The 23,350-nt window shown below is 58.3% G+C and carries 22 protein-coding genes; 12 read left to right on the forward strand and 10 right to left on the reverse strand.

All coding sequences use genetic code 11. The annotated features are described in order from the left end of the window. The first annotated feature begins 9 nt into the window (after window positions 1-9). The 4 genes from ACHUE7_RS00880 to ACHUE7_RS00895 all read left to right on the forward strand — a co-directional run bounded on the left by ACHUE7_RS00880 (window position 10) and on the right by ACHUE7_RS00895 (window position 4,434). Entirely contained in the window at window positions 10-978 is a 969-nt protein-coding gene (locus tag ACHUE7_RS00880; protein WP_394168284.1) for a TAXI family TRAP transporter solute-binding subunit, read from the forward strand. A 222-nt stretch (window positions 979-1,200) separates the two neighbouring features. Then, the gene (locus tag ACHUE7_RS00885) at window positions 1,201-2,124 is read left to right on the forward strand and encodes an ABC transporter ATP-binding protein (protein WP_394168285.1); all 924 of its coding nucleotides are present in this window, start codon (window positions 1,201-1,203) and stop codon (window positions 2,122-2,124) included. Between the two features lie 14 nt (window positions 2,125-2,138). Beyond that, a complete protein-coding gene (locus ACHUE7_RS00890) occupies window positions 2,139-2,900 on the forward strand; it encodes an ABC transporter permease (protein ID WP_127557611.1) in 762 nt (253 codons plus the stop codon). 193 nt (window positions 2,901-3,093) lie between these two features. Next, window positions 3,094-4,434, forward strand: a complete 1,341-nt coding sequence (locus ACHUE7_RS00895) for a cytochrome P450 (protein ID WP_394168286.1) — start codon at window positions 3,094-3,096, stop codon at window positions 4,432-4,434. A 213-nt stretch (window positions 4,435-4,647) separates the two neighbouring features. Here the strand turns inward: ACHUE7_RS00895 and ACHUE7_RS00900 are convergent, their stop codons facing one another. Next, entirely contained in the window at window positions 4,648-7,737 is a 3,090-nt protein-coding gene (locus ACHUE7_RS00900) for a beta-galactosidase (protein ID WP_394168287.1), read from the reverse strand. Between the two features lie 653 nt (window positions 7,738-8,390). On the opposite strand from ACHUE7_RS00900, the gene ACHUE7_RS00905 reads away from it, so the two are divergent. Together ACHUE7_RS00905 and ACHUE7_RS00910 are read left to right on the forward strand one after the other, a co-directional pair. Next, window positions 8,391-9,509, forward strand: coding sequence for a fibronectin type III domain-containing protein (locus ACHUE7_RS00905; RefSeq protein ID WP_394168288.1), 1,119 nt, complete (start codon window positions 8,391-8,393; stop codon window positions 9,507-9,509). Window positions 9,510-9,668: 159 nt separating this feature from the next. Further along, window positions 9,669-10,829, forward strand: coding sequence for a hypothetical protein (locus tag ACHUE7_RS00910; protein ID WP_394168289.1), 1,161 nt, complete (start codon window positions 9,669-9,671; stop codon window positions 10,827-10,829). Here ACHUE7_RS00910 and ACHUE7_RS00915 read toward each other — a convergent pair. Continuing rightward, window positions 10,780-11,058: a hypothetical protein gene (locus tag ACHUE7_RS00915; RefSeq protein WP_394169165.1), complete on the reverse strand. Its 279-nt coding sequence runs from the start codon at window positions 11,056-11,058 to the stop codon at window positions 10,780-10,782. The genes ACHUE7_RS00910 and ACHUE7_RS00915 overlap by 50 nt on opposite strands. After that, complete coding sequence (locus ACHUE7_RS00920; RefSeq protein WP_394168290.1) at window positions 11,012-11,320, reverse strand: 4a-hydroxytetrahydrobiopterin dehydratase; 309 nt, start codon at window positions 11,318-11,320, stop codon at window positions 11,012-11,014. The genes ACHUE7_RS00915 and ACHUE7_RS00920 overlap by 47 nt, the downstream gene beginning before the upstream one ends. Window positions 11,321-11,468: 148 nt before the next feature. Between ACHUE7_RS00920 and ACHUE7_RS00925 the strand changes: the two genes are divergently transcribed. The 4 genes from ACHUE7_RS00925 (at window position 11,469) to rimI (ending at window position 15,241) form a co-directional block, all read left to right on the forward strand. Further along, the gene (locus ACHUE7_RS00925; protein WP_394168291.1) at window positions 11,469-12,380 is read left to right on the forward strand and encodes an SDR family NAD(P)-dependent oxidoreductase; all 912 of its coding nucleotides are present in this window, start codon (window positions 11,469-11,471) and stop codon (window positions 12,378-12,380) included. Between the two features lie 79 nt (window positions 12,381-12,459). Next, window positions 12,460-14,013 (forward strand): 2-isopropylmalate synthase, encoded by a 1,554-nt coding sequence (locus ACHUE7_RS00930; protein WP_394168292.1) that lies wholly within the window; start codon window positions 12,460-12,462, stop codon window positions 14,011-14,013. Beyond that, the gene (locus ACHUE7_RS00935) at window positions 14,010-14,783 is read left to right on the forward strand and encodes a hypothetical protein (RefSeq protein ID WP_394168293.1); all 774 of its coding nucleotides are present in this window, start codon (window positions 14,010-14,012) and stop codon (window positions 14,781-14,783) included. Before ACHUE7_RS00930 ends, ACHUE7_RS00935 begins: the two co-directional genes overlap by 4 nt. Then, window positions 14,783-15,241, forward strand: coding sequence for a ribosomal protein S18-alanine N-acetyltransferase (gene rimI, locus ACHUE7_RS00940; RefSeq protein WP_394168294.1), 459 nt, complete (start codon window positions 14,783-14,785; stop codon window positions 15,239-15,241). The genes ACHUE7_RS00935 and rimI overlap by 1 nt, the downstream gene beginning before the upstream one ends. On the opposite strand, the gene ACHUE7_RS00945 is transcribed toward rimI, so the two are convergent. The 5 genes from ACHUE7_RS00945 to lptM form a co-directional block, all read right to left on the reverse strand. Continuing rightward, complete coding sequence (locus ACHUE7_RS00945; RefSeq protein ID WP_394168295.1) at window positions 15,227-16,744, reverse strand: putative bifunctional diguanylate cyclase/phosphodiesterase; 1,518 nt, start codon at window positions 16,742-16,744, stop codon at window positions 15,227-15,229. The two genes, rimI and ACHUE7_RS00945, sit on opposite strands and share 15 nt — an antisense overlap. A 135-nt stretch (window positions 16,745-16,879) precedes the next feature. Next, on the reverse strand, window positions 16,880-17,554 hold the full coding sequence (locus ACHUE7_RS00950; protein ID WP_394168296.1) for a DUF484 family protein: 675 nt from the start codon (window positions 17,552-17,554) through the stop codon (window positions 16,880-16,882). Further along, window positions 17,551-18,378 carry a diaminopimelate epimerase gene (gene dapF, locus ACHUE7_RS00955; protein ID WP_394168297.1) on the reverse strand — a complete coding sequence of 276 codons (828 nt, stop codon included), beginning with the start codon at window positions 18,376-18,378 and terminating at the stop codon, window positions 17,551-17,553. Before dapF ends, ACHUE7_RS00950 begins: the two co-directional genes overlap by 4 nt. Window positions 18,379-18,384: 6 nt before the next feature. Then, on the reverse strand, window positions 18,385-19,665 hold the full coding sequence (gene lysA, locus ACHUE7_RS00960) for a diaminopimelate decarboxylase (RefSeq protein ID WP_394168298.1): 1,281 nt from the start codon (window positions 19,663-19,665) through the stop codon (window positions 18,385-18,387). Next, window positions 19,662-19,811: an LPS translocon maturation chaperone LptM gene (gene lptM / locus ACHUE7_RS00965; protein WP_394168299.1), complete on the reverse strand. Its 150-nt coding sequence runs from the start codon at window positions 19,809-19,811 to the stop codon at window positions 19,662-19,664. Before lptM ends, lysA begins: the two co-directional genes overlap by 4 nt. 188 nt (window positions 19,812-19,999) lie before the next feature. On the opposite strand from lptM, the gene ACHUE7_RS00970 reads away from it, so the two are divergent. Further along, entirely contained in the window at window positions 20,000-20,599 is a 600-nt protein-coding gene (locus ACHUE7_RS00970) for an acyloxyacyl hydrolase (RefSeq protein ID WP_394168300.1), read from the forward strand. A gap of 19 nt (window positions 20,600-20,618) precedes the next feature. On the opposite strand, the gene ACHUE7_RS00975 is transcribed toward ACHUE7_RS00970, so the two are convergent. Beyond that, on the reverse strand, window positions 20,619-21,248 hold the full coding sequence (locus ACHUE7_RS00975) for a hypothetical protein (RefSeq protein ID WP_394168301.1): 630 nt from the start codon (window positions 21,246-21,248) through the stop codon (window positions 20,619-20,621). Between the two features lie 211 nt (window positions 21,249-21,459). After that, window positions 21,460-22,146 (reverse strand): orotate phosphoribosyltransferase, encoded by a 687-nt coding sequence (gene pyrE, locus ACHUE7_RS00980; RefSeq protein ID WP_394168302.1) that lies wholly within the window; start codon window positions 22,144-22,146, stop codon window positions 21,460-21,462. 327 nt (window positions 22,147-22,473) lie between these two features. On the opposite strand from pyrE, the gene ACHUE7_RS00985 reads away from it, so the two are divergent. Continuing rightward, on the forward strand, window positions 22,474-23,235 hold the full coding sequence (locus tag ACHUE7_RS00985) for an exodeoxyribonuclease III (protein WP_213679701.1): 762 nt from the start codon (window positions 22,474-22,476) through the stop codon (window positions 23,233-23,235). Window positions 23,236-23,350: the final 115 nt, after the last annotated feature.

The raw sequence follows: 23,350 nt of genomic DNA on the forward strand, positions 1-23,350 counted from the left end.
GGTAACAGGGTGATTCGAAATGCGTTAAACAGGGTGGGCTTGCTGGCCGTGCTGGGCAGTCTCAGCGTGTTGGCCAGTGTTCAGGCTGAGTCGAATCTGGTGATTGGCACGGGCTCGGTTGCCGGTGTCTATTACCCGACAGGCGGGGCTATTTGTCGTTTTTATGAACGTGAAGCCAGTGCTGACGAACGCTGCAACGTTGAGGCGACCGGCGGGTCGATCGACAACCTGACCGGGTTGCGTGAAGGCCGCTACAGCCTCGTCGTGGTTCAGTCCGACTGGCAGCACTACGCCTACACCGGCCACCCGGCATACGACCAAGCCGATGCCTTTGATTCATTGCGTTCTCTGTTTTCACTGCACAGCGAGCCCTTTACCGTAGTGGCACGAGCCGACTCTGGCATTGCGACTTTCAGCGACCTGAAAGGTCGCCGGGTGAACCTGGGTGAACCAGGCTCCGGCCAGCGCGGTACACTGGACGTGTTGATGGCCAGTTACGGCTGGACCTATGACGATTTCCAGCGAACCGCCGAGTTACCGCCGCTACGTCAGGGCGAAGCCTTATGCGACTATCGCCTCGATGCCATCACCTACGCGGCAGGCCACCCCAACCCGGCCATACTGAAAGCCACCGAGCGGTGCGAGACGGTATTGGTACCGGTGACGGGCGAGGCCGTTGAGCGGCTGCTGGATCAAAAACCCTATTACCGCATGGTCAGTATTCCCGGTGGCTTGTACCCGGGCAATCCGGAGCCGGTGCAAACGCTTGGAATGGCGGCAACGATAGTGACAACAACTAACATGCCCGATGAAGTCGCTTACCGGATCGTCAAGGCCGTCTTTGAAAATTTCGACACCCTGACCCGGTTGCACCCGGCCTTTGCCGGACTGGATCCGGCCACAATGATACGGGACGGTTTGTCAGCACCCTTGCATCCGGGTGCAAGGCGTTATTACGAAGAAGCCGGATTACTGTAAAGTGACCGGCACCTTTTATTAGCTCAAGTTTCGAAGTTTGCTGAAGTGACCAGCGGCGGATGCCGGGTGTGCCCCTGTGGGGTAGTCCGCAGCATGGATGCTGCGGTCTAGGCCCCAGGGAAGGGTTCACGCCGACCCCACAGGGGCACACCCGGTAGCCGATGCGGACCACAGCCACCATTTCAAACTCCGAAACTTGAGTGCTAACCACTAGGAGCACTCATGCCCCCGATTATTTCTGTGCAGGGTCTGAACAAGACTTACGCATCAGGATTTGAAGCCCTCAAAAACCTCGATCTGGACATCAATACCGGTGAGATTTTCGCGTTGCTTGGCCCCAATGGCGCCGGTAAAACCACCCTGATCAGTATTATTTGTGGTATTGCCAACCCCACCCGGGGCACGGTGACCGCCGATGGCCACGATATTCTGACCGACTTTCGTCAGGCCCGCGCCAAAATCGGGCTGGTGCCACAAGAGCTGGCGACCGATGCGTTTGAAACGGTCTGGGCCACGGTGAACTTTTCCAGAGGCCTGTTCGGCAAAGCGCCGAACCCGGAGCATCTGGAAAAAATACTGCGGCAACTGTCGCTGTGGGATAAACGCGACTCGAAAATCAAAGCGCTGTCGGGTGGGATGAAACGCCGGGTGATGATCGCCAAGGCATTGTCGCACGAACCGAAAATCCTGTTTCTGGACGAGCCAACGGCAGGTGTCGATGTCGAGTTGCGGCGCGACATGTGGGAAATGGTGCGTGGCTTGCGCGAGCAGGGTGTGACCATCATTCTGACCACCCACTACATTGAAGAAGCCGAGGAAATGGCCGATCGGATCGGTGTGATCAGTCAGGGTGAAATTATTCTGGTTGAGGAAAAAACCGCACTGATGCGTAAGTTGGGTAAAAAGCAATTGACGTTGTCGCTGCGTGATCCGTTGACGAAAATACCGGATTCACTGGCGTCCATGCCACTGACATTGAGTGATGATGGCCGCGAGCTGAATTACAACTTTGATTCGCAGCAGGAGCACAGTGGCATTTCCGAATTGCTGAAAGAGCTCGACAGTCAGGGCGTTGAATTCCGGGATCTGCGCACCCGGGAAAGCTCGCTGGAAGATATTTTCGTGGGATTGGTTCACGGTCAATAAAGGATACTGCCTAGATGAATTTCTATTCTGTTCGTGCCATCTATATGTTTGAAATGGCGCGCACCTGGCGCACATTGCTGCAAAGCGTTGCGACGCCGGTTATTTCAACCTCGCTCTATTTTGTGGTGTTCGGTTCGGCCATTGGCTCCCGCATGGTTGACATTGATGGTGTCAGCTACGGGGCCTTTATCATTCCCGGCCTGATCATGCTGACACTGCTGATGCAGAGTATTTCCAATGCCTCTTTTGGCATTTACATGCCCAAGTTCTCCGGCACAATCTATGAGGTGCTGTCGGCGCCGATCTCCTACGTCGAAATTGTGCTTGGTTACGTCGGAGCGGCCGCGACCAAGTCGGTTATTCTTGGCCTGATCATTCTGGTCACCGCGACCTTCTTTGTGGATTATCGCATTGAGCATCCGATCTGGATGTTCAGCTTTCTGGTGCTAACCTCAATCACGTTCAGTTTTCTCGGGTTTGTGATAGGTATCTGGGCAGATGGTTTTGAGAAACTGCAAATTGTGCCAATGATGATCGTAACGCCGCTGGTGTTTCTGGGGGGCACCTTTTATTCCATCGACATGCTGCCCTCTTTCTGGCAAGGGGTGACCCTGTTGAACCCGGTGGTGTATCTGGTTAGTGGGTTTCGCTGGAGCTTCTATGGCGTGTCGGATGTGCATATTGCCGTTAGTACGGGTATGACCTTTGGCTTTCTGGTGCTCTTTGTTGGCCTGGTCTGGTGGATCTTCAAGACCGGCTATAAGCTCAAGAGTTAACCAACTCGCGAACTACCGCCTATATTGACGATAACCAGTTCACACTCCTGTTGCGAAGGCCTTTACCTTGGCCGCAGGACGACTCACTCTGAGTGAGTCGTCACTGCAAACGGTGACAGGTTTTGGATGCCTTTGCCGGAGACCGAGCATGAAGGCGCAGTCGTCAATACCCCGCACAATGAGGGACGCCTCTTTGGCAGTTGATCCGATCGATATCAACGAAGAGGCACCTCTGATCGAAATACCCGGAGACAAGGGCTTGCCCCTGGTCGGCCATACCCTTGAAGTGTTGCAGGATATTCAGGCCTTCTTCGATCGCAAAACCCGACGCTACGGCCCGGTGTTTTCAACGCAATTTCTGGGCGAAACCTGGATTCGGCTGACTGGCCCGGAGGGATGTCAGTTCCTGTTGCAGGATAGCGGCAACCACTTTTCCACCGCTCAGGGCTGGGCCAGCTTTGTCGGTGAACTCTTCCCGCGTGGTTTGATGCTTAAGGATGGCGAGGAGCATCGCTACCATCGTCGCATCATGCAGGCCGCATTCAAGAAAGACGCCATGGTGGCCTACCAGGCGCTGATGTCCTGTGCCTTGCCCGATATTGTCAAACGCTGGCCGTTGGATAGTCCGGTCGATCTGGCGCAACTGGCCCGGCAAACGGTGCTGGATATGGCTTCCCGGGTGTTTATCGGCGAGACCGATCATCAACAGCTGCAACAACTGCAACAGGCGTTTCGCAACAACGTTGAAGCCACCATGGCGCTGGTGCGCAAACCCTGGCCAGGCACCAAGTACAACCGCGGCTTGCAGGGGCGTGCGTTTCTGGAACGGTATTTCCTGAACAAGGTGAGCGAAGTAAGGGCCCGGGGTGGCGATACTCTGTTCGCGCAGTTGTGCCGCGCCAAGGATGAAGACGGCCACAATTTCACCGACCAGAACATCGCCGACCACATGATTTTTCTGATGATGGCCGCTCAGGATACCACCAGCAGTGCCCTGACCAGTCTGTTCTATGCCCTTACCGAATACCCGGAATGGCAGGAGCGATTGCGGGAAGAACACGTGGCCTTTAAGCCCTTAACGTATGAGGATCTTGGGCAGCTGCCAGATACCAGCAATGTGTTTAAAGAAGTGTTGCGCCTCTTTACCCCGGGGGCTGTCATTCCACGCCGCGCCCTGCACGACGTGGCTTACCAGGGGTATCGAATTCCGGCCGGTACCATTGTGTCGGTATCTCCGGTGCACAATCACTACCTGCCTGAATACTGGCGCGAGCCGGAGCGTTTTGATCCGGAACGTTTCTCAACCGAACGCCAGGAAGACAAACAGCATCCGTTTCTCTTTGCCCCGTTCAGCGGTGGCGCCCACAAATGTATCGGCATGCATTTCTCGGAGATGGAAATCAAATGCATTCTGCATGAAATACTGGCCCGGGTGCGCATCGAGCGCGACCCGAAACCGGCCGTGCGCTGGCAAAAAGCCCCGGTCTGGCACCCCAAGGGTAAACTGATGGGGCGCCTGGTTGCGCTAACCTAATCGACTTAAGAGCTTGAGTTTCAGGGTTCGCTCAGGAGACTAGCAGCAGGTGCCGGGTATACCCCTGTGGGGTAGTCCGCAGCAAGGATGCTGCGGTCTAGGCCCGAGACGTCGGACCGCCATGGACAGATTTACGCCGACCCCGCAGGGGTATACCCGGTGCCCGCTGCGGGCCAATGCCTCTCAAGCAACCCGAACTCTATAACCACTGACTTAACCCGCCTTAAGCGTAACCTCATACCGATACTGTCGCTTGGTCTGGCGATGCTGCGTTATCTGGTACTCAGGGTGCACGCTCGGGCTCCAGGAATCATCCCCACCTACGCCCATGTGCTCCGCATCGATGTGCACATAGACTCCGTCTTCCTCTGAGAGTTCGTATTGGTGCCTGGCGGCTGCCAGCTCGGCCTGGGAATACCGGCTCAGGCTGAAGTGGAAGTCACCGCTGACGCTCAGGCTGCCCAGTTGCAGTGACCGGGTATCGCAGCGCAGGCCATTGTCGCTTGGGAAAATATAGGGCGTGTGAGCGGCGCTCAGCGGCAGCGAATAGCGACCCATGTCGGCCGCCAGTTTCCGGTCCGGATAGTTCTCATGCGGGCCGCGTCCCCACCAGTTGAAGGTCTCAGGTATTTCGGTTAACGCCCATTCAAGGCCGATCCGGGCCAGGGGTGGCACGCCGGCCGCTGCTTCGACCTCGACCTGCAGGGTCAGTGAACCATCCTGATAACAACCGTAACGCCAGTGGCTGCGCAGTCGGGTTTCGTCGTCTGCCCGGTGCTGATGAGCAACGCAAATTTCCACACAATCGGCCCGTGGGGTAACCGCCAGAAGTGTGCTGGTCGTCGCCAGGCGATCCAGTCCGGCCGCTGCCCAGCGCGCTGCCCAGGCATTGGGGTCGACCCGGTCCGCCTCGCTGATGCCGATGTCGTTGTCGAGCGGGGCACGCCAGAAGCAGTCTCGCGGTGCGGCCATTAACAGTGGCTGGCCCTGGTGCTGCCAGTCGAGCAACTGGCCGGTGGTGCGATCGAACTGCCACTGACCACCCTCATGCTCAACGATGATCCGGTCGTCTGTTTCTGTGTAAGCCGGCGCCGGGGCTGCCGTTGTTACTGCATCAGCCAGCTGTGCGCTAACTGGCAGGCTGAGTTGCTGGCGTGCCGTTTCATGCCCGGGTTCAGACCAGGGGGTCGCCTCGGGCTGAGTAATCCAGATATCGAGGTGGTAGTCGCTGCCTTGTTGTGCCGCTGGCAGCACGGCGTCGATGGTGTATTGGGCCTGGCTCTGGGGCGCAACGCTCAATGGCATTTGCCCCTGGCTGATGATGTGGCCGTCTTCCAGTAGCGCCCAGTTAAGCTGCTCGTTGTCGGTGTGGCGGAACAGGTATTCGCTGTTTACCTGAACCGTCAGCGGGTCGGTGCTGATCAGTTTGATCTGCAGAAATTGCTGGGCCCGTTTTGCCTCATACAGCGTCGGGTGGACGCTGCGGTCGGGGAAGACCAGGCCGTTGATGCAGAATTGACGGTCGTTGGGCTGGTCGCCAAAGTCGCCGCCGTAGGCCCAAAAGCGGTGGCCGTCCGGGCTGGTGTGGTTCAGGCCCTGGTCGACCCAGTCCCAGATGAAACCGCCCTGCAAGCGTGGGTATTGGCGAAAGGCGCGCCAGTATTCATCAAAACTGCCCAGGCTGTTACCCATGGCATGAGCGTATTCGCACAGAATCAACGGTCGGTTTTCACCGGGCAGGCCGATCCATTTCTGAATCGACCACTTGGGGACCGATTCTGGCAGTGGCATGTCGGTATTAACGCGGGCATACATCGGGCAAATGATGTCGGTGGCGGCTGAATCGGCACCGCCCCCCTCATACTGAACCGGGCGGCTGGGGTCGGATTGTTTCACCCACTGGTAGGCCGCGTGATGGTTGGCACCCAGGCCAGATTCGTTGCCCAGCGACCAGATGATGACCGAAGCATGGTTACGGTCGCGCTGCACCAGGCGGGTCACCCGCTCCATATAGGCCGACAGCCAGCGACTGTCGTCCGACAGCTGGCTCGACGGGTTCATTCCGTGCGTTTCTATATTAGCCTCGTCGACCACGTAGAGACCGTACTGGTCGCACAGCTCATAGAATTCCGGGTGATTGGGGTAATGGGCGGTGCGCACGGCGTTGAAGTTGAACTGCTTCATCAGCCGGATGTCGGCTTCCATATCCGCCCGGTTAACGGCGTGGCCTCGCTCGGGGTGATGTTCATGCCGGTTTGCCCCGCGAATCAGCACGGGCTGACCGTTAACCTTTAACAGCCCGTCGCTGATCTCCACGCTGCGAAAACCAACCCAATACGCCTCATGGTCCAGTTCCTGGCCCTCAGCGTCGCTCAGGCTGACCACCAGCCGGTACAGGTAAGGGGTTTCTGCCGACCAGAGGTGAGGCGCCGTTACTGCCAGCCTGGTATAGGCACGGCAACGGAAGCCGCCGCGTTCGTCAACCTCACGCTGACCTGGTGCGATGTCGCTGACCTCGGCGACCAACTGGTCACCGTCGTAGAGACAGGCACGGATGTGGGTTTCCGGGTCAGACACTTCAGCGCACAGGTTCAGTGTGGCGTCGCGGTAGCAGGCATCCAGTTCGGTGTCGAAATGAACATCGGTAATCTGGCGCCGGGGCTTGGTGACCAGGGTGACGTCGCGGAAGATGCCACTTAGCCACCACATGTCCTGGTCTTCGAGGTAGCTGCCATCCGACCAGCGCAGCACCATCACCGCCAAGCGGTTATCGCCAGCGTGAACGAACTCGGAAAGGTCAAATTCAGCCGGTAACCGGCTGTCCTGGCTGTAGCCCACCCAGCGGCCATTGCACCAGAGGTGAAAAGCGGAATTTACCCCGTCGAACACCACCCGGGTTTGGCCGTCAATCGCTTCAGCCGGGAGTGCGAAGGTGCGAGCGTAGCCCCCGGTCGGGTTATCTGCAGGCACAAAGGGCGGGTTGACCGCAAACGGATACTGAACATTGGTGTAGATGGGCCGGTCGTACCCCTGGCATTGCCAGTTGCCCGGAACGCGCACACTGTGGCCGGTGGGCACGGCGGTCGGTGATTCGAAGAAGGCGGCGTCAGCCAGCTCTGGCCGGTCGTACAGCGCGAAATCCCAGTCGCCGTTGAGCGACTGCCGGGCCGATGTCAGGTCGTTGCGGGCGTCGTCGTGGCTTGCATAGGCACGCAGCGGGCTGTGGCCCGGTAGCCGGTTCTGTCCGGTAACCAGTGGGTTTTCCCAGTCGCGGCGAGACAACAGGTCGGTGAAAGTACTCATTGAGCCTACTCCTTCAGGGGTTATGCCGGTACTCAGCGTCTTCGTTATGGTTTTCCGACTGGGTACCCAGAGCTTTGATAACGTTTTCAAGGATTGTCAGTGATCACCCGGGCAAGGTCAATCGTCGTTAATCGGCCTGACGCTGTGTAAAGATGCTGTGAATTGGTGATCACCATCACAGTCTGCCTGGGCACTCTGCAAGAGCTGAACGCAGTACGAAGGCTTGGCCGGGTTAAAAACCGTCAAAACTTTGAAGGGACTGATCTATTCGTGTGACAGGGTCGAGATGAATTCTGTGACAGAGATTTCTATGAGAGAACATATTCAAAAATGCTGCTTCGAATTGACGGTTTTTTAATCGTAAACCGTCAAATCATACTGTCACTGTAATAAAAAATTCGGCCGGAACTCGCTCACATTTATTCGTGTTCTGCCTCGTTACCATGCGCTCACTTTCATCCATGACCGCAAAGGTAACTGAAAAGCTTATGACGAAGTTCACTCTTTCATGTTCGGTCGTCGCCTCGATGGCGCTGGCAGGATGCCAACTAGAAGAAGGAACTTCTAAATTTATCGGCGATGACTCAGACACAGATTCCCGATCCTTCGACCTGATGTATTCGGTCCGTGCAGATCGCGCATCCGGTGCCAGTTTGCAAAATGCAGAACTGAATGAATCGGGCAGCTATTACGTCTATTTGACATCGAACGACGCGGCGCTAGGCGTCGTTCAGTTTTACGTCAATGATGTATTGATGAATGCCGATTCAAGTTATCCGTATGATTTGAATGGTGGCAATAATATTGCTGCCAACGTTCAGAATATGGAATGGTTTGAGCCCGGCGAAAATATCGTTCTGGCGCGCGTCGACGGGGAAATTGTGGCGACTTCTCGGTTTGTGGTAGAGAGCGATGAGCCGACGCCGGAACCAGAACCGACGCCGGAACCAGAACCGACGCCGGAGCCAGAGCCGACTCCGGAACCAGAGCCGACTCCGGAACCAGAGCCGACACCGGAACCAGAACCGACGCCGGAACCAGAGCCGACTCCGGAACCAGAACCGACGCCGGAACCAGAACCGACGCCGGAACCAGAACCGACACCGGAACCAGAACCGACACCGGAACCAGAGCCGACTCCAGAACCGGAACCGACGCCGGAACCGGAGCCAATCAGCTACTCTCTGGACTATTCGCTGGAGGCGTCACGCAGTGACGGTCAGGAAGTTGAGGGGTTGACGCTGATCGAAGGCGAAGCCTACTACCTGACGCTGACGACCAATGATATCGACGCAGGCCATGTAGAGTTCTATGTCAACGGCGGCTGGTTTGGTGAAGACGAGGTGTATCCCTACGATTTCGCCGGTGGCAATTACGACTCTGCCAACGCCTTGCCATTGAACGAGTTGCAGGAGGGAACCAACACCCTGACGGTTCGCGTCAATGGCACGGTGGTTGCCCATTCAACGGTGACCCTGGTCATGAACGAACCAGCGCCCGAGCCAGAACCAGAGCCGGATACACTGTCGGTAACCTTGTACTGGAGTGTCCCGATGGAGCGCGCCAATGGTGAGCCGCTTAGTCTCGATGAAATCGGTGGCTATGAGATTCGTTACCGCGAAACCGGTACTGAAGACTTCGTCACACTGGTTATCGACGACGCCGGGACCGACCAGTACCTGATTGAAGATTTGCCCGGCGCTGACTATGAGTTTCAGGTGGCAACGTTCGACAGCAATGGTATCTACAGTGATTTTGTGACAGCCCAGTGAGTGAGTAAGGATGTACACTCGATTGACCCCGGCCCGTGCCGGGGTTTTTTTTGTGCGATCAGAACAGGTCTGCGCGAACGCTACCTGGTTTCTGGTAGGCGCTGGCAACCACAGCCGTCTCAAGTAGACTGTTCACTCTGTCTGGTTTGAGAGCGTGTTATGCGTGACGGTTTTTTTGGGGTTATAAAGCGGTGGCTGGTCGGCTTCATGTTGGTGCTTGCTACCAGCATGCTGCACGCTGAATCGGATGCCGTGCAACCGCCTGCGCCCTGGTTGCAGGTCATTCGTGACACGCCCTATGTTTTCAGCGATGGCTTTTACCAGAACATATCCATCATCCGACGCTGGGTGTTGCTCGAGCAAAGTTACTGCGAGCAACCTGACCGGCATATCCTGTTCGATCAGCGCGGCCGCTTCCTGACCTGGTTTGAGAACGAAGACACGGTCGCTGAAAACCAGGAGCGGTTAAACCGCATTCGCGAAACCCTGTATCGTGACGAACGGGTACACCGGTGGATCGGAGGGTCGGCCACGGAAACGGGCTACCCCTTTGCGCTGCGCTGCGACCAGCCTCACGTTGATTTGAGCGCCGCTATAGATCGCCTGCTGGGAACCGACCCGGCGGATCGGGTGTGGGGCACCTGGGATGGTATGGTGGCCGGCTCCGAAGACGAGCCGATTCCGCTGATTGAGCTGGTCCGGCAAGTGTTCAACAACAAGGCCGAACGTCAGGGTTATCAGCCGGATGAGGCCGTTGTGCAGTCGTTTATTGGCCAGATTCTGATAGAAAGCGGTGCCCGAAAAGAAAGCTTTTCAGCAGCCCGGGCCGTTGGCTTGTTACAATTACGGCCGGAAGTGCTGGCCGATTGCGAAATTGATGAACGGTTTCACCTGCACCGCATGGCACAGGTCGATTGCGCCGTCAGGCTCTATCAGCAAAACGACCGGAACCTACGGCCGGTTTTTAATGACCGTTTTGGGCATTTGCCGGACGCCCAGCGTGAACAGCTCTATTCACTGCTGCTGGTACAGGCCTACCACGGTGGTATCGGGCGATTAATGCAGTTGCTGGGAGACGAAGAACCGGGAACCGCCGCCCAGCAGTTTGCCGCCGATGCAGAACGTTACAGCGCTGAGGACATTGCCCTGGGGCTGGTGTTTCACAACATGGGGCGCATTAGCCTGGGGCTCGATTCATTGTATTATCTGGTCGATGTGCGCATCGCTACCGAAGCCGTTTGCGACACCCGGCCCCAAGCGTGTGAACCGGTTACTGACGCCACTCAATCGACCAGTTCTGATCCCGGGCAAAGTGATTGACTGCCTGAATCGACGGAAACCACTCGCTCAACAGAACGTCGGATGCTCGGTCTGGCTCGGCGTAGACCACCAGGAACAGGGCACCGGGTTCATCGGGGTCTTCACTGAGCAGGCAGTAACCGCGGTAATAATTGCCTTCGACAATCTCACCGAGGCAATTAAGGTGCAAGGTCAGCCCCATCTCAGCGTTGCCCGGTGGCCAGTTTTTCCATACGCCGGGCCAGGTCAAAATCCTTTTCCGAGATGCCGCCGGCATCGTGGGTGGTCAGCTGTACTTTGACCGTTTTATACACGTTGAACCATTCCGGGTGATGGTTGCTCTTCTCAGCCACCATGGCCGCCTGCGTCATAAAGCCGAAGGCGGTGACAAAATTCGAGAAGGTGAACGTTTTGGTCAGCTTGTCGTCTTCGAGTTCCCAGGGGAACTCCAGATCGGTATTCAGTGCGGCCAGTTCAGACTTGCATTCAACCGGTGTGTAGGCCTCTGTCATGGTGGAGCCTCCTGATGTTCAAGTGTAGGCTCACCATAACAAGGTCACCATCCGGTGTGAATTGCTGCTTGTCTGGAAAGTGACCCACGGTGGGCCCGGGTTCGTAAAGTAGGGCAACCATTTTAACCCGACGAGCGAGAAAGACAGCATGTTCGACACCCTGAAGGATTACAGCATTGTCTATTCATTTGACCGGACCGGTTACCAGCGGCATGCCCGGCACTTCAGTGAGATAGACGACGCGCGGGTGGCGGGTAAGCGAGTGCTGGTCACAGGTGGCACCAGTGGCATTGGGGCGGCGCTGGCGCAGCGGCTGGCGGCTGCGGGTGCGACGGTGCTGGTAACGGGCCGGGGGAAAGGTAAATTCAACGAGTCGGGCCTGGCCGAGCTCGGTGTAGAGTTTATCGAGCTCGACATGACCCGGTTTGATCAGGTGTTATCACAACCGCTGCCTGAACTCGATGCCCTGGTTTGCAACGCCGGAGGCATGCCCGACAAGCTGATGCTGGTTGAAGACCGTTACGATGTGATCTTTGCCTCCCAGGTGGTGGGCCACTACTTGCTGATTCGCCGTTGCATCGAGCAATCGCTGTTGCCGGAAGGGGCGCCGGTGCATCTGACCGCCAGCGGCGGAATGTACTTGCAGAAACTGGAGCTGGGCGACTTGTGCTGGCAGCAGCACCCGTACGACAAGGTGAAGTCCTACGCCAACGCCAAGCGCGCCCAGGTCATTCTGAACCAGGAACTGGCCCGGCAATTTCCAAGCTACACCTTTTCCGCCTCACATCCGGGCTGGGTAGGCACCGAGGCCCTGCGTGAAGCCTTGCCCGGGTTCTCCAATAAAATGGGTGACCGGCTGCGCACCAGCGAAGAAGGAGCAGATACCATCTACTGGTGCCTGGCCGAGGGCCAGGCACTGCCCGCTGGCGAATTCTGGTTCGACCGGAAAGCCCGCAAGGTCTATCCGTTTTTTTGGACCCGTGAATCGGCCGGGACCCGGCAATCGCTGCTCGATTTGTGTGAAGATGCCTGGCAGCGGCATCGACCGGTGATGGGCTAAAAAGCGCGCCAGTCGATGAGGCGTGGGGCGTTTCTGGTGTACACTAGCGGTCTGTAAACCGGCCGACCGGAGTGTTGCCATGACTGCCCCGACTTCCAATCTCATTATCTTCGACACCACCCTGCGCGATGGCGAGCAAAGCCCTGGCGCGTCCATGACGCGGGACGAAAAGGTCCGCATTGCCCGGGCGCTGGAGAAAATGCGGGTCGACGTCATTGAAGCCGGCTTCGCGGCCGCCTCCAAAGGGGATTTCGACGCCATTAACGCCATTGCCCGCTCGGTGCGCGAGAGCACGGTGTGCTCCCTGGCCCGGGCGCTCGACGCCGACATTGAAGCGGCCGCCGGTTCTCTTGAAGGGGCGGAGCGCGCGCGCATTCATACCTTCATCGCCACCTCGCCCATACACATGAAATACAAGCTGAAGATGCAGCCGGATGCGGTGGTCGAGCAAGCCGTGCGGGCGGTGACCAAAGCCCGTCAGTACACAGATGATGTCGAGTTTTCCTGCGAAGACGCCGGGCGCAGTGAGCTCGATTTTCTGTGCCGCATCATCGAGCGGGCCATTGCCGCCGGGGCAACCACCATCAACATCCCCGACACCGTCGGCTACGCCGTGCCCGAGGCGTTTGGCCAGCTGATTCACGACATCCTGCAGCGCGTACCCAATGCCGACCAGGCGGTGTTCTCGGTGCATTGTCACAATGATCTGGGTCTGGCCGTGGCCAATTCCCTGGCGGCCGTGTTGCAGGGCGCCCGCCAGGTTGAATGCACCATCAATGGGCTGGGCGAGCGCGCCGGTAACGCCGCGCTCGAAGAAATCGTCATGGCGGTGCGCACCCGTCAGGATCTGTTCCCGGTCGATACCGGCATCGATGCCCGGCACATTGTTCCGGCCTCCCGGCTGGTGTCCTCGGTGACCGGGTTTCCGGTGCAGCCGAACAAGGCCATTGTCGGGGCCAATGCCTTTGCCCACGAATCCGGCATTCACCAGGACGGTGTGCTCAAGCACCGTGAAACCTACGAAATCATGTCGGCCGAAGCGGTCGGCTGGAACGCCAACCGCATGGTGCTGGGCAAGCACTCGGGTCGTAATGCCTTCAAAACCCGCCTGGTCGACCTCGGTTACCAGTTTGAATCGGATGACGAACTGGTCGACGCCTTTACCCGCTTCAAGACGCTGGCTGATAAAAAACACGACATTTTCGACGAAGATTTGCACGCCCTGATGTCTCAGGTGGAGCAGGACACCGCCGTACCCGACCGGATTCAACTGAAACATCTGGTCAGCCACAGCGTGATGGGCGAATCGCCACTGGCAACCGTGGTGCTGGACATTGAAGGCGAGTCGCACGAGGCCACCGCTGCCGGAGACGGCCCGGTCGATGCCAGCTTCAAGGCGATCGACAGTCTGGTGCATTCCGGCACCCAGTTGCAGTTGTATTCGGTGAATGCAATTACCGCGGGTACTGAAGCTCAGGGTGAAGTGTCGGTGCGTCTGGAGAAGGCAGGGCGCATTGTGAACGGGGCAGGCAGTGATACCGACATCGTGGTGGCCTCGGCCAAGGCATACATCAAGGCGTTGAACCTCATCCTCAACGCCCCCGCCAAACCTCACCCGCAAACCACCGTATGACCGATTTTACGCCCCTGCCAGAAGCCAGTCGTCAGCAGTATCTGTCGGCGATGGGCATCGACAGCTGGTACCCCAGAGTGCGGCTACCGGCCGCGCCGGAGCCGCTGGTATTTGATCTGGATGACACCGATTACGCAGCACCGCCCGTCGAAACCGGTTCGGCGGCGGCTCAACCGGTGCCGGAAGCAATGCCCGCCACCTCGCAACAACCGGCTGAGGTACCGATTGAGACCAACCCAACTGGGCCGGCAAGTGCTGCTGACCCCGGTGCAGAGCCTGCTGGCCCCCAGGTGGTGCGCAGCAAGGCGGCCCCGGTACCCCGGTTTGCCTTGTCGCTGAGCGTGGTTGGCGATTACCTGATTGCCGATACCCTGGCCCGGGGCCTCAGCCAGCCGACCGACAGCGGCCAGCAGTTGTTGCTGAACATTCTGGCTACACTCGGGGTGGGAGCAGCCGACGTGCGTACTCATCATGTGGTGCAATGGCCCCTGTTTACCAACCGCAAGGTGGACCAGGGGCTGGACCAGGCTCGGGTGTACGTGGATGAAAAACTCGACCAGTTCATCCGCCAGTATCAACCCTCGATGATGCTCTCGTTTGGCGCGGTGATGCCGAAGCTACAGGGCTGGCAGCAGCCGCAAGGCGACTATGGGGATTTGCCCTGGGTGGGGTTACCGTCCCTGTACCAGATGCTGAACGAACCGATGAAAAAGGCCATTTGCTGGCATCGAATCAAGCCGCTGGTCCGGTCCATCGACCGGCCCGCCTGATGCAACTGGTTCACGCCGACCCGGCGTCGATCGAGCGGGTGTTGCAGATTGATCTCGGGGCTGGCCCCCATGCCTGGCCAGAATCGGCGCTCCGGCGAGCCCTTAATGCCGGAGAGCTGTTACTCGCCATCACTGACGTTGCCACGGTAGGTTTTCTGGTCAGCCAGCCCGTTCTGGATGAAACCACCCTGATGCACCTGGCGGTCGCCCGTGAGTACCAGCGCCAGGGGTGGGGGCGGCAGATGATGCAAGGCTGGCTGGCGCAGCAGCGGCTATCCGGTCAGCAACGCCTGTTGTTGGAAGTGCGACGGTCTAATCAGGCTGCCATTTCCCTTTACCGGTCGCTGGGTTTCGACACCCTTGGTCAGCGTCGCGGTTATTATGTGTCGACTGACGGCGTTGAAGATGCACTGGTCATGGCGCTCGACCTGGGCCTGGAAGGCTCAGCGTACCGGTGAATCCACTGACTCGGTGAGCAAGGCACTCAGTTCCTGAATGGGCATGGGCCTGGCGTAATAATAGCCCTGCATGATGGTGCAGCCATGGGTTTGCAGAAAATCCGACTGTTCCAGAGTTTCCACTCCTTCGGCCACCACATTCAGCGACAGTGTTTTTGCCATCGCCAGAATCGCCTGGGTGATGACGGCGTCGTTCTGATCGCCGGGCAAGTCCATAATGAAGCTCCGGTCGATTTTCAGTTCCGTCAGCGGTAACTGCTTCAACCGGGACAGCGAGGAATAACCGGTACCAAAGTCGTCAATGGAGAAATCGATGCCCCGTTCTCGCCAGCTACGCATGGCTTTCAGGGTGCGATCCAGGTTTTCCATGGTGGCGGTCTCTGTGATTTCGAACATCACTGCGGGCAGATCCGCCGTGCGCTGATCGATCAGGTGGTGCAACAGCGTCATGGTGTTGTCGTTTAGCAACGTCAGGTGCGACAGGTTAATCGACAGAGAGGGGAGTGACTTCCGGCCCAGCCCAGCCCGGTGCAGTTCCGTCAGTGCCTTTTCAACCACACATTCGGTGACCCGGTGGATCAGGCCTTCACGCTCCGCCAGCGGAATGAACTGGTCGGGCGGTACCCAGCCCCGTTCGGCGTGGTGCCAGCGCACCAGTACTTCTGCGCCGACCCATTGCGATGTCGATACCGACCATTGCGGCTGATAAACCAGGGTAAAGGCTTGTTGCTCAATGGCATCGCGCAGGTCTTTTGCCAGCGACAGGCGTTCCAGCAAGGTGCGTTTCAGCTCTTCATGGTAGAACGAGTGCCGGTCCCGGCCCTGGTGTTTCGCACGTGACAGCGCCATATCGGCCTGGCGCATCATGTCTTGCCCGGTGCGGGCATCTTTGGGGAATTCACAGGAACCGGCGCTGAGCGTGTGGTTGAGCATCAAATCGTGACTACTGCTGCGCATGACGCTGTGTTGCAGCCAGTCGAGTCGTTCGCGCGTTTCCTGAGTGTTGAGCCCGGCGGGTGACAAGAGTCCGAATTCGTCACCTCCGAGGTGGGCGATGTACCAGTCTTTGCCTAGCAGGTGCCTGAGTTGGCGGCCGACCAGCCTGAGCAACTCGTCGCCCCGGGCGTGGCCCTGTTCGTCATTAAGGTCGGTAAACTGATCAATATCCATCAGGGTCAGGGTAAAGCGCTGATCACGAGCCTCGCTGATATGGCAGCGTTGAGTCAGCTCCCGGGTAAAGGCCAGCCGGTTGGGTAGACCGGTCAGGCTGTCTTCCAGGGCGACGATCTCAATTCGATGCAGGGTGCGGTGCATCAGGATGTACAGCAGCATGCCCGTGGCCAGTACGAATAAGCCGCCCTTTATGGTCTGCACCCGATTGAGCAACCGGGGGTCACTGAACAGAGCTTCGGCGGCCTGATCGGAAAAGGCAATCCAGAGTAAGGCAATGACCAGATAGGTCAGGGCGATGCGTCCGGCGGGTCGGGTAAAGCGATGTCGCATGAAACCAGAGATCCTTACGCAAGGGCACGGTGGTAGACAGGCAACAGACTGCCACATCAGAGCCGCTGAAACATCAATGCCCTGAGTGTAGTTGACGGTTTGGGAGACGTCTTATTGACGTCAGCCTCCGATCGGTTACTCGGTCCGCTCCATCTGCAGGCTGGTAACCTGGGCCAGATGGGTCAGGAATAGGGTTTCGGTACCGCTGCGGAAATGTTCCGGGCTGGTGTGGCCGAGCGCCAGCACACCGACGACCGCCTGATCCCGGGTGAGCGGGGCCAGCGCGATGGAGCCTACCTCGGTGTTGGCGAACAGCAACTGGGTCAGTGCCGGTTCCAGTGCGCCACAGACCGCCTTGCCCTGGTCGACGACGGCCGGAAACGCTTCGGCGATCTGATCACGGGAGGTTTGTAGCCAGCCATCACCGTCGCCGGGCGCGCGATCAAACAGTATGACGGTGGTTTCATGAACGTCGAAGTCGCGCTGCAGGCCCCGTTGTAACCGTTCCAGCAAGCCATTCAGACGGGTTTCAGGAAGCAGCTCGAGAATCAGCCGTTGCAGCTTCAGAAACAGGCGGTCGTTGCGTTGCGCCACCTGGATAAACTGGTTCAGACGGTCGATCAGTTGCCGGTTTTCCTGGCGCAATATCTGGTTCTGACGCTCGATCAGCGAGATCGCGTCGCCGCTTTCATGGCGCAGATGCAGCTTTTTCAGAAGATTGGGATGATCTTCAAAAAAGCGGGGGTGGCGACGCAGGTAGGTTACGATCGCCTCCAGGTCCAGCGTTTCGGTATTCACCGATTCAGTCACCCGATCACTCCTTCGTATACGGTCTCTACTGGCCCGGTCATCAGCACGTTGCCTTCACCGGACCATTCAACCAGCAGCGTACCACCGGGCAAGGTGATGCGTACATGGTCCTGAAACCATTGGTTGATCACGCCGGCTACCATGGCGGCACAGGCACCGGTGCCGCAGGCCAGGGTTTCGCCCACGCCCCGTTCAAAGACGCGAAGGCGGGCGTTATGGGTGTCGATCACCTGCAGAAAGCCAACGTTGACGCGTTGCGGAAACCGGGCGTGGCCTTCCAGCTCCGGGCCCAGGGTGTCGACTGGCGCGGTGTCGACGTTGTCGACCCGAATGACGCAGTGTGGGTTGCCCATGTTGACGGCGGCCAGGCTGATCTCGCTGCCATCGTTCAGGGTGACCGGGTACAGGTTGGCCCGATTGTCGGCCTCAAAGGGAATGCGGTCGGGCGACAGGCGTGGCCGGCCCATATCGACAGTCACCTGGCCATCGGCGTGCAGGATCAGTTCGAGGTCGCCTCCGGCAGTTTCCACGCGAATGCGCTCGGCGTGAATCAGCTGGTGGTCCACGACAAAGCGAGCGAAGCAGCGGGCGCCATTGCCGCAGTTTTCAACCTCGGTGCCGTCGGCGTTGAATATCCGGTAGCGGAAGTCTCGATCCGGCCGGGTCGGGGGTTCAACCAGCAACAGTTGATCGAAACCGATGCCCATATGGCGGTCGGCCCAGCGCTCGATATCGGCCGCGTTGAATTCAACCGGCTGGGTGACGCCGTCAATGACCATGAAGTCATTGCCGAGTCCGTGCATTTTGGTGAATTTCAGCCGCATAGACCCTCAGCTTAACCGCGATTCGAGTTGCAGTTGATCTTGCAGTGTCTCGCGCTTGCGCACCAGTTGGGATTCACTGCCCTGCACCATGATTTCAGCCGCCCGGTTCCGGGTGTTGTAGTTCGAGGCCATGACCATGCCGTAGGCACCGGCCGACATAACCGCCAGCACATCGCCGGGCGCCAGCGTCATGCGGCGGTCCTTGGCGAGAAAATCCCCGGTTTCACAGATGGGGCCAACCAGATCCCAACGAGCTTCGGTGCCCTGGCGGGCTTCAACCACCGGCTTGACGTCCATCCAGGCCTGGTAGAGTGCCGGGCGAATCTGGTCGTTCATGCCGGCGTCGAGAATGGCAAAGGCATGATCCCCGTTGTATTTCAGGTATTCCACCCGGGTCAGCATAACACCGGCATTGGCCACGATGCTGCGACCGGGCTCGAGAATCAGCGACAGTGACCGGTCGGCCAGGGCCGCAACAATGGAGCGGACATGGGCAGCGACATCGGGTTCCACATCGTCATTCTGATACTTCACACCCAGGCCGCCGCCAAGGTCGAGATGCCGGATCTGGATACCGAGTTCGGCCAGGTCGTCAATCAGCGCAAGCAAGCGACCGAGGGCATCGGCAAAAGGCGCTGTATTCAGAATCTGAGAGCCAATGTGACAGTCGACGCCGACAACCTCGATGTTGGGTAACTGCTGGGCGTGCTGGTACACGGGTATCGCCTGGTCGATGGCGACGCCAAATTTGTTCTGTTTCAGACCGGTGGAAATATAGGGGTGAGTCTGGGCGTCGACATCCGGATTGACCCGTAAGGAAATACGGGCGGTGGTGTTCATTTCACCCGCGACGCGGTTTAGCCGCTCCAGCTCGCCCTCGGATTCAACGTTAAAGCAATGGATGCCCACCTCGAGTGCCCGTCGCATTTCATGGCTCTGCTTGGCCACACCAGAGAAGACCACCCTGGCGGGGTCGCCGCCCGCGGCCAGCACCCGTTCCAGCTCGCCAATGCTGACAATGTCGAAGCCGGCGCCGCACCGGGCCAGCGCATCGAGTACGGCCAGATTGGAGTTGGCTTTAACGGCGTAGCAGATCAGCCCCGGGTGTTCGCCCAGGCCGGCCAGGTACTGTTTGAACTGAGACTCGATGGCCGTGCGGGAATACACATACAGCGGCGTGCCGTACTGCTCGGCAAGATGCATCAGCGGCACCGCTTCAACGGTCAGTTGACCCTGTTGATAGGTGAAGGCAGAGACGGGATTGGTCGGTGATGCTGTTTGAGTCATGGTCGCTGGTCAGTGTCCAAAGTCAGTGTAAGGGTGGTCCGGGCGTCGTCAGCGGGGAGGTACAGGTCACCCTTTTGCCCGCAGCCGACCATCAGCGCGATAGCGCTGAAAATCACGGCGAGCAATGTCAGGGTCCGGTGCTTCATGCGTAAGACTGGCTTGATGGCTGTAAATCAGGAGTATACGCGAGCACCCGGGCCTCGCCCACCCTGACGATTAAGATAGGAACCCGGTCAGAACGGGTTACGGAGGCGTTCGGGTTCAAGGTCAACGCCTTCAGCGCCCGGGCCGGGTATACTGTCTGGTATCAAAGGGTTATGGAGCAGAGCGAACCATGCTATTGGCAAGGCAAACGGGCTTTTCCCGGCCAGCGATCGGGCTGGGCACGGCACTGGCACTGTGCTCAGGCGGTGTACTGGCTGAAGAAATCAAACTGTACAACCTGGCGGTGGGCGCCTCGGTCGGTTCGGCCCTGGTGGTGAACCTGGTCAACGCCCGCCAGGCGGGGCTGGATATCGGCTGGGACGACGGCAAGGAACGCGCCCGGCTGTTGTTGAACTGGTCACTGCCCGTTGAACGCACCTATGGGCCACTGCAAGTCACGACCGGGCTGGAACTGGCCCTGGGGTCGAGTACCTATAAAGACGAAGAGCAACCCATGGCGAACCTGACGCCGCTGTTTGACTGGTCACTGCCGGCCGGGCCGGGCCATGCGGTGCTGGAAACCGGTCTGGGTGCGGCTTATCTCAGTTCGACCTCACTGGGGCCAGACCAGTACAGCACCTACTGGCACTTCAGTCAGATTTTGGGGGTGGGGTATGTCTATCAGAACTGGCAATTGGGCTGGCGTTATCAGCACATCTCCAACGGCAGTATCGAGAAGCCCAACAATGGCCAGAATTTTCATGGTCTGGTGTTGAAGTACCATTACTAGGGCGTGTTGCAGCAACGCTCTAGTTTGAGGCGCTGGTGTCTTCCCAGGGGCGGCCGTTCAGGCGTTCGTAGATGATTTCCATGCGTTCGCGATCGGCCGCGAAGTCTTCCCGGGCTTCGGTTTTGCGCGCTTCAACGTGATCGATTTCAGCCTGATACTCTGCGATTTCCGCTTCTATCCCGGCCATTTGCGTCAGTAATTCGGCATCCACCGCCTGCCCGGCCCGTTCCTGATTGGCCGCCTGCGATTGCAGCGCATTGAACTCAGTGCGCAGAATGTCGATACGGTTATCCTTCAGCCGGATCTCCATATCCAGACGGCTCAGCCAGGTACGCATGGCCCGGTCAACATCGCCCGGGCTGCGGTACAGTTTGACCAGCTCGGCGTCACGCACTCGCTCTTCCTGAACCCGTTGCTCTTCTGCCCGGCGATTGCGGATCTCTTCTTCACTGAGCTGAGGCGCAACTTCGCGTAACACAACGCCTTTGTCATCAATGATCTCATAACCGTTTTTGACAAATTCCGGCGGGATGCTGCTGTTGATGACTGTCTGGCCGTCGGCATCCTTGTAGCGGAAAAACTGGCGCGCCTCCGCCGCCAGAGGTATCAGGCTCAGCGTCAGCAACAGGGCGATCAGTCGATTGGACATAGGATACTGACTCGTGTGTTTCAGATCATGGGTGGCCACCGGGCCCTAGGGGCTGGGCTGTCGGTGTGGCAAACACCGCTTGTACGCCTGTTAACCGGTGAGCCTGGTTATTCCATTGTGCCTAGAAGTTCCGGCGTTGTCATCGGTCGGCCAAGTCACCGGGTTCCAGCTTCCTGATCAGTTTAGTTCAGTCTGCTGAATTCATCCTGAATCAAACCACGCCGTAACGCGCCCGGTAAGCTTCAACGGCGGCCAGGTGCCTTTCGAAATCGGGCTGGGTGGCAACGTAGTCTATGACCTGGTTAAAGGTAATCACCGGAATGATCGGCAAGCCAAACTCGGCTTCAAGCGCCTGAATGGCTGACCGTTCTTCGCCGGGTGCTTTTTCCTGGCGGTCCATTGCCACAACCGCGCCGGCCAGTTGCGCCTTCGGGAATTGTTGCATCAGTGCCTGAACTTCCCGTATTGCGGTTCCGGCGGTGATAACGTCGTCGACAATCACGATGCGCCCTTCCAGCGGCGCTCCGACAATCTGGCCGCCCTCGCCGTGGTCTTTGGCTTCTTTGCGGTTGAAAGCATAGGGAACGTTGCGTTCATGATCGCGCTGTAATGCCACAACGGTGGTGGTGGCCAGCGGTATGCCTTTATAGGCAGGGCCGAACACCAGGTCGAAATCGAGGCCGGAGCTGACCAGCGCCCGTGCATAGACCTGGCCCAGCCGGCTCAGTGCCTCGCCGGTCTGGAATTGGCCGGCGTTGAAAAAATAGGGGCTGACACGGCCCGATTTCAGCGTAAATTCACCGAAGGTCAGGGCGCCGGCATCGATGGCGAAACGGATGAAATCTTGCTGCCATTGAGGGGTCGAGGCTGTACTTCCGGTCGAAAATGGTCTATCCATGGTGTTAGGCCCTTGTATCGGCTGATCTCGAAAGAGGCCCGGTCGGACCTGCTGGCGAGAGGCTTTGGACTCCCGCTGGGCGCGGCAGTATAGCGGAAAGGCCGTTTCGATTAAAAAGCAGAATGACAGAACGCGCAAAAAATAAAAAAAAAGTGAGTCCCAGGGCACCGGGACAGGCTCGATGCCGATTGCATACGGCGGTTTTGCCCCAACAAAAGGTAAAAGCCGGAAAAACCTTTAAAATCAGTGACGCGATCGCCGTTCAAAGCCGTGACAGTGCGGGTTTGCGCCGATATGATACGCGCGCTTGTTGACTGGATAGACAGGATGAAAGTCGTCACCCTTAATGTAAATGGCCTGGTGAACGCTGCCCAGCGCGGTTTTTTCGAATGGTTGGAAAAACTGGACGCGGATGTGGTGTGTGTTCAGGAGGTCCGTGCCAAGGAATATCAGTTGCCCGAGGCGTTTCTCGACGTGCCGGGCTACCATGCCTTTTTCTTCGATGCCGAGGAAGACGGCTACTCTGGTACTGCAATCTATAGCCGGGTTATGCCCAAAGCCATTATCCGCGGGCTGGGCTCGCCGCAATGGGATCTGGAAGGCCGCTTTATTCAGGCCGATTTCAATAACGTGAGTATCGCGTCCATTGCCGTGCCTTACGCTCAGACTGAAGATGAGATTGAACACAAGCTGGCCTTTTTGGAAGTGTTGCAGCAGCACATGAAGAAAACCCGGCGCAAGCGTCGCGAGTTTATCTTTGCGGGCAGCTATCAGATCGCTCATCGTTCAATCGATCTGGGCAACTGGGAAACCCATCAGCGCGAATCGGGCTTTTTACCCGAAGAACGCGCCTGGATGGACCAGGTGACCGGCCCCATCGGCTTTGTCGATGCCTTCCGCCTGATGAACCGCAAGGATCGCCAGCACACCTGGTGGCCCTTCGATGAAGCCCAGGCCAACGGTATGCGGCTCGATTACCAGATGATCACCCCCAACATTGCCGACTTTGTACTGGACGTTGGCATTCTGCGCGAGCCTCGAATCTCGCCGCACCTGCCCGTAGTCATCGAATACGACATCGATTTCTAAATCTCGTCCAGGGGTTCGGCTCGGTTTGGCGGCATTGGTCCGCACCGGATACCGGGTGTGCCCTTGTGGGGTCGGCGTAGATCCATCCATGGAGCCTAGACCGCAGCATCCTTGC

Source organism: Saccharospirillum alexandrii (assembly GCF_043641555.1).
Taxonomy (GTDB): domain Bacteria; phylum Pseudomonadota; class Gammaproteobacteria; order Pseudomonadales; family Natronospirillaceae; genus Saccharospirillum; species Saccharospirillum alexandrii_A.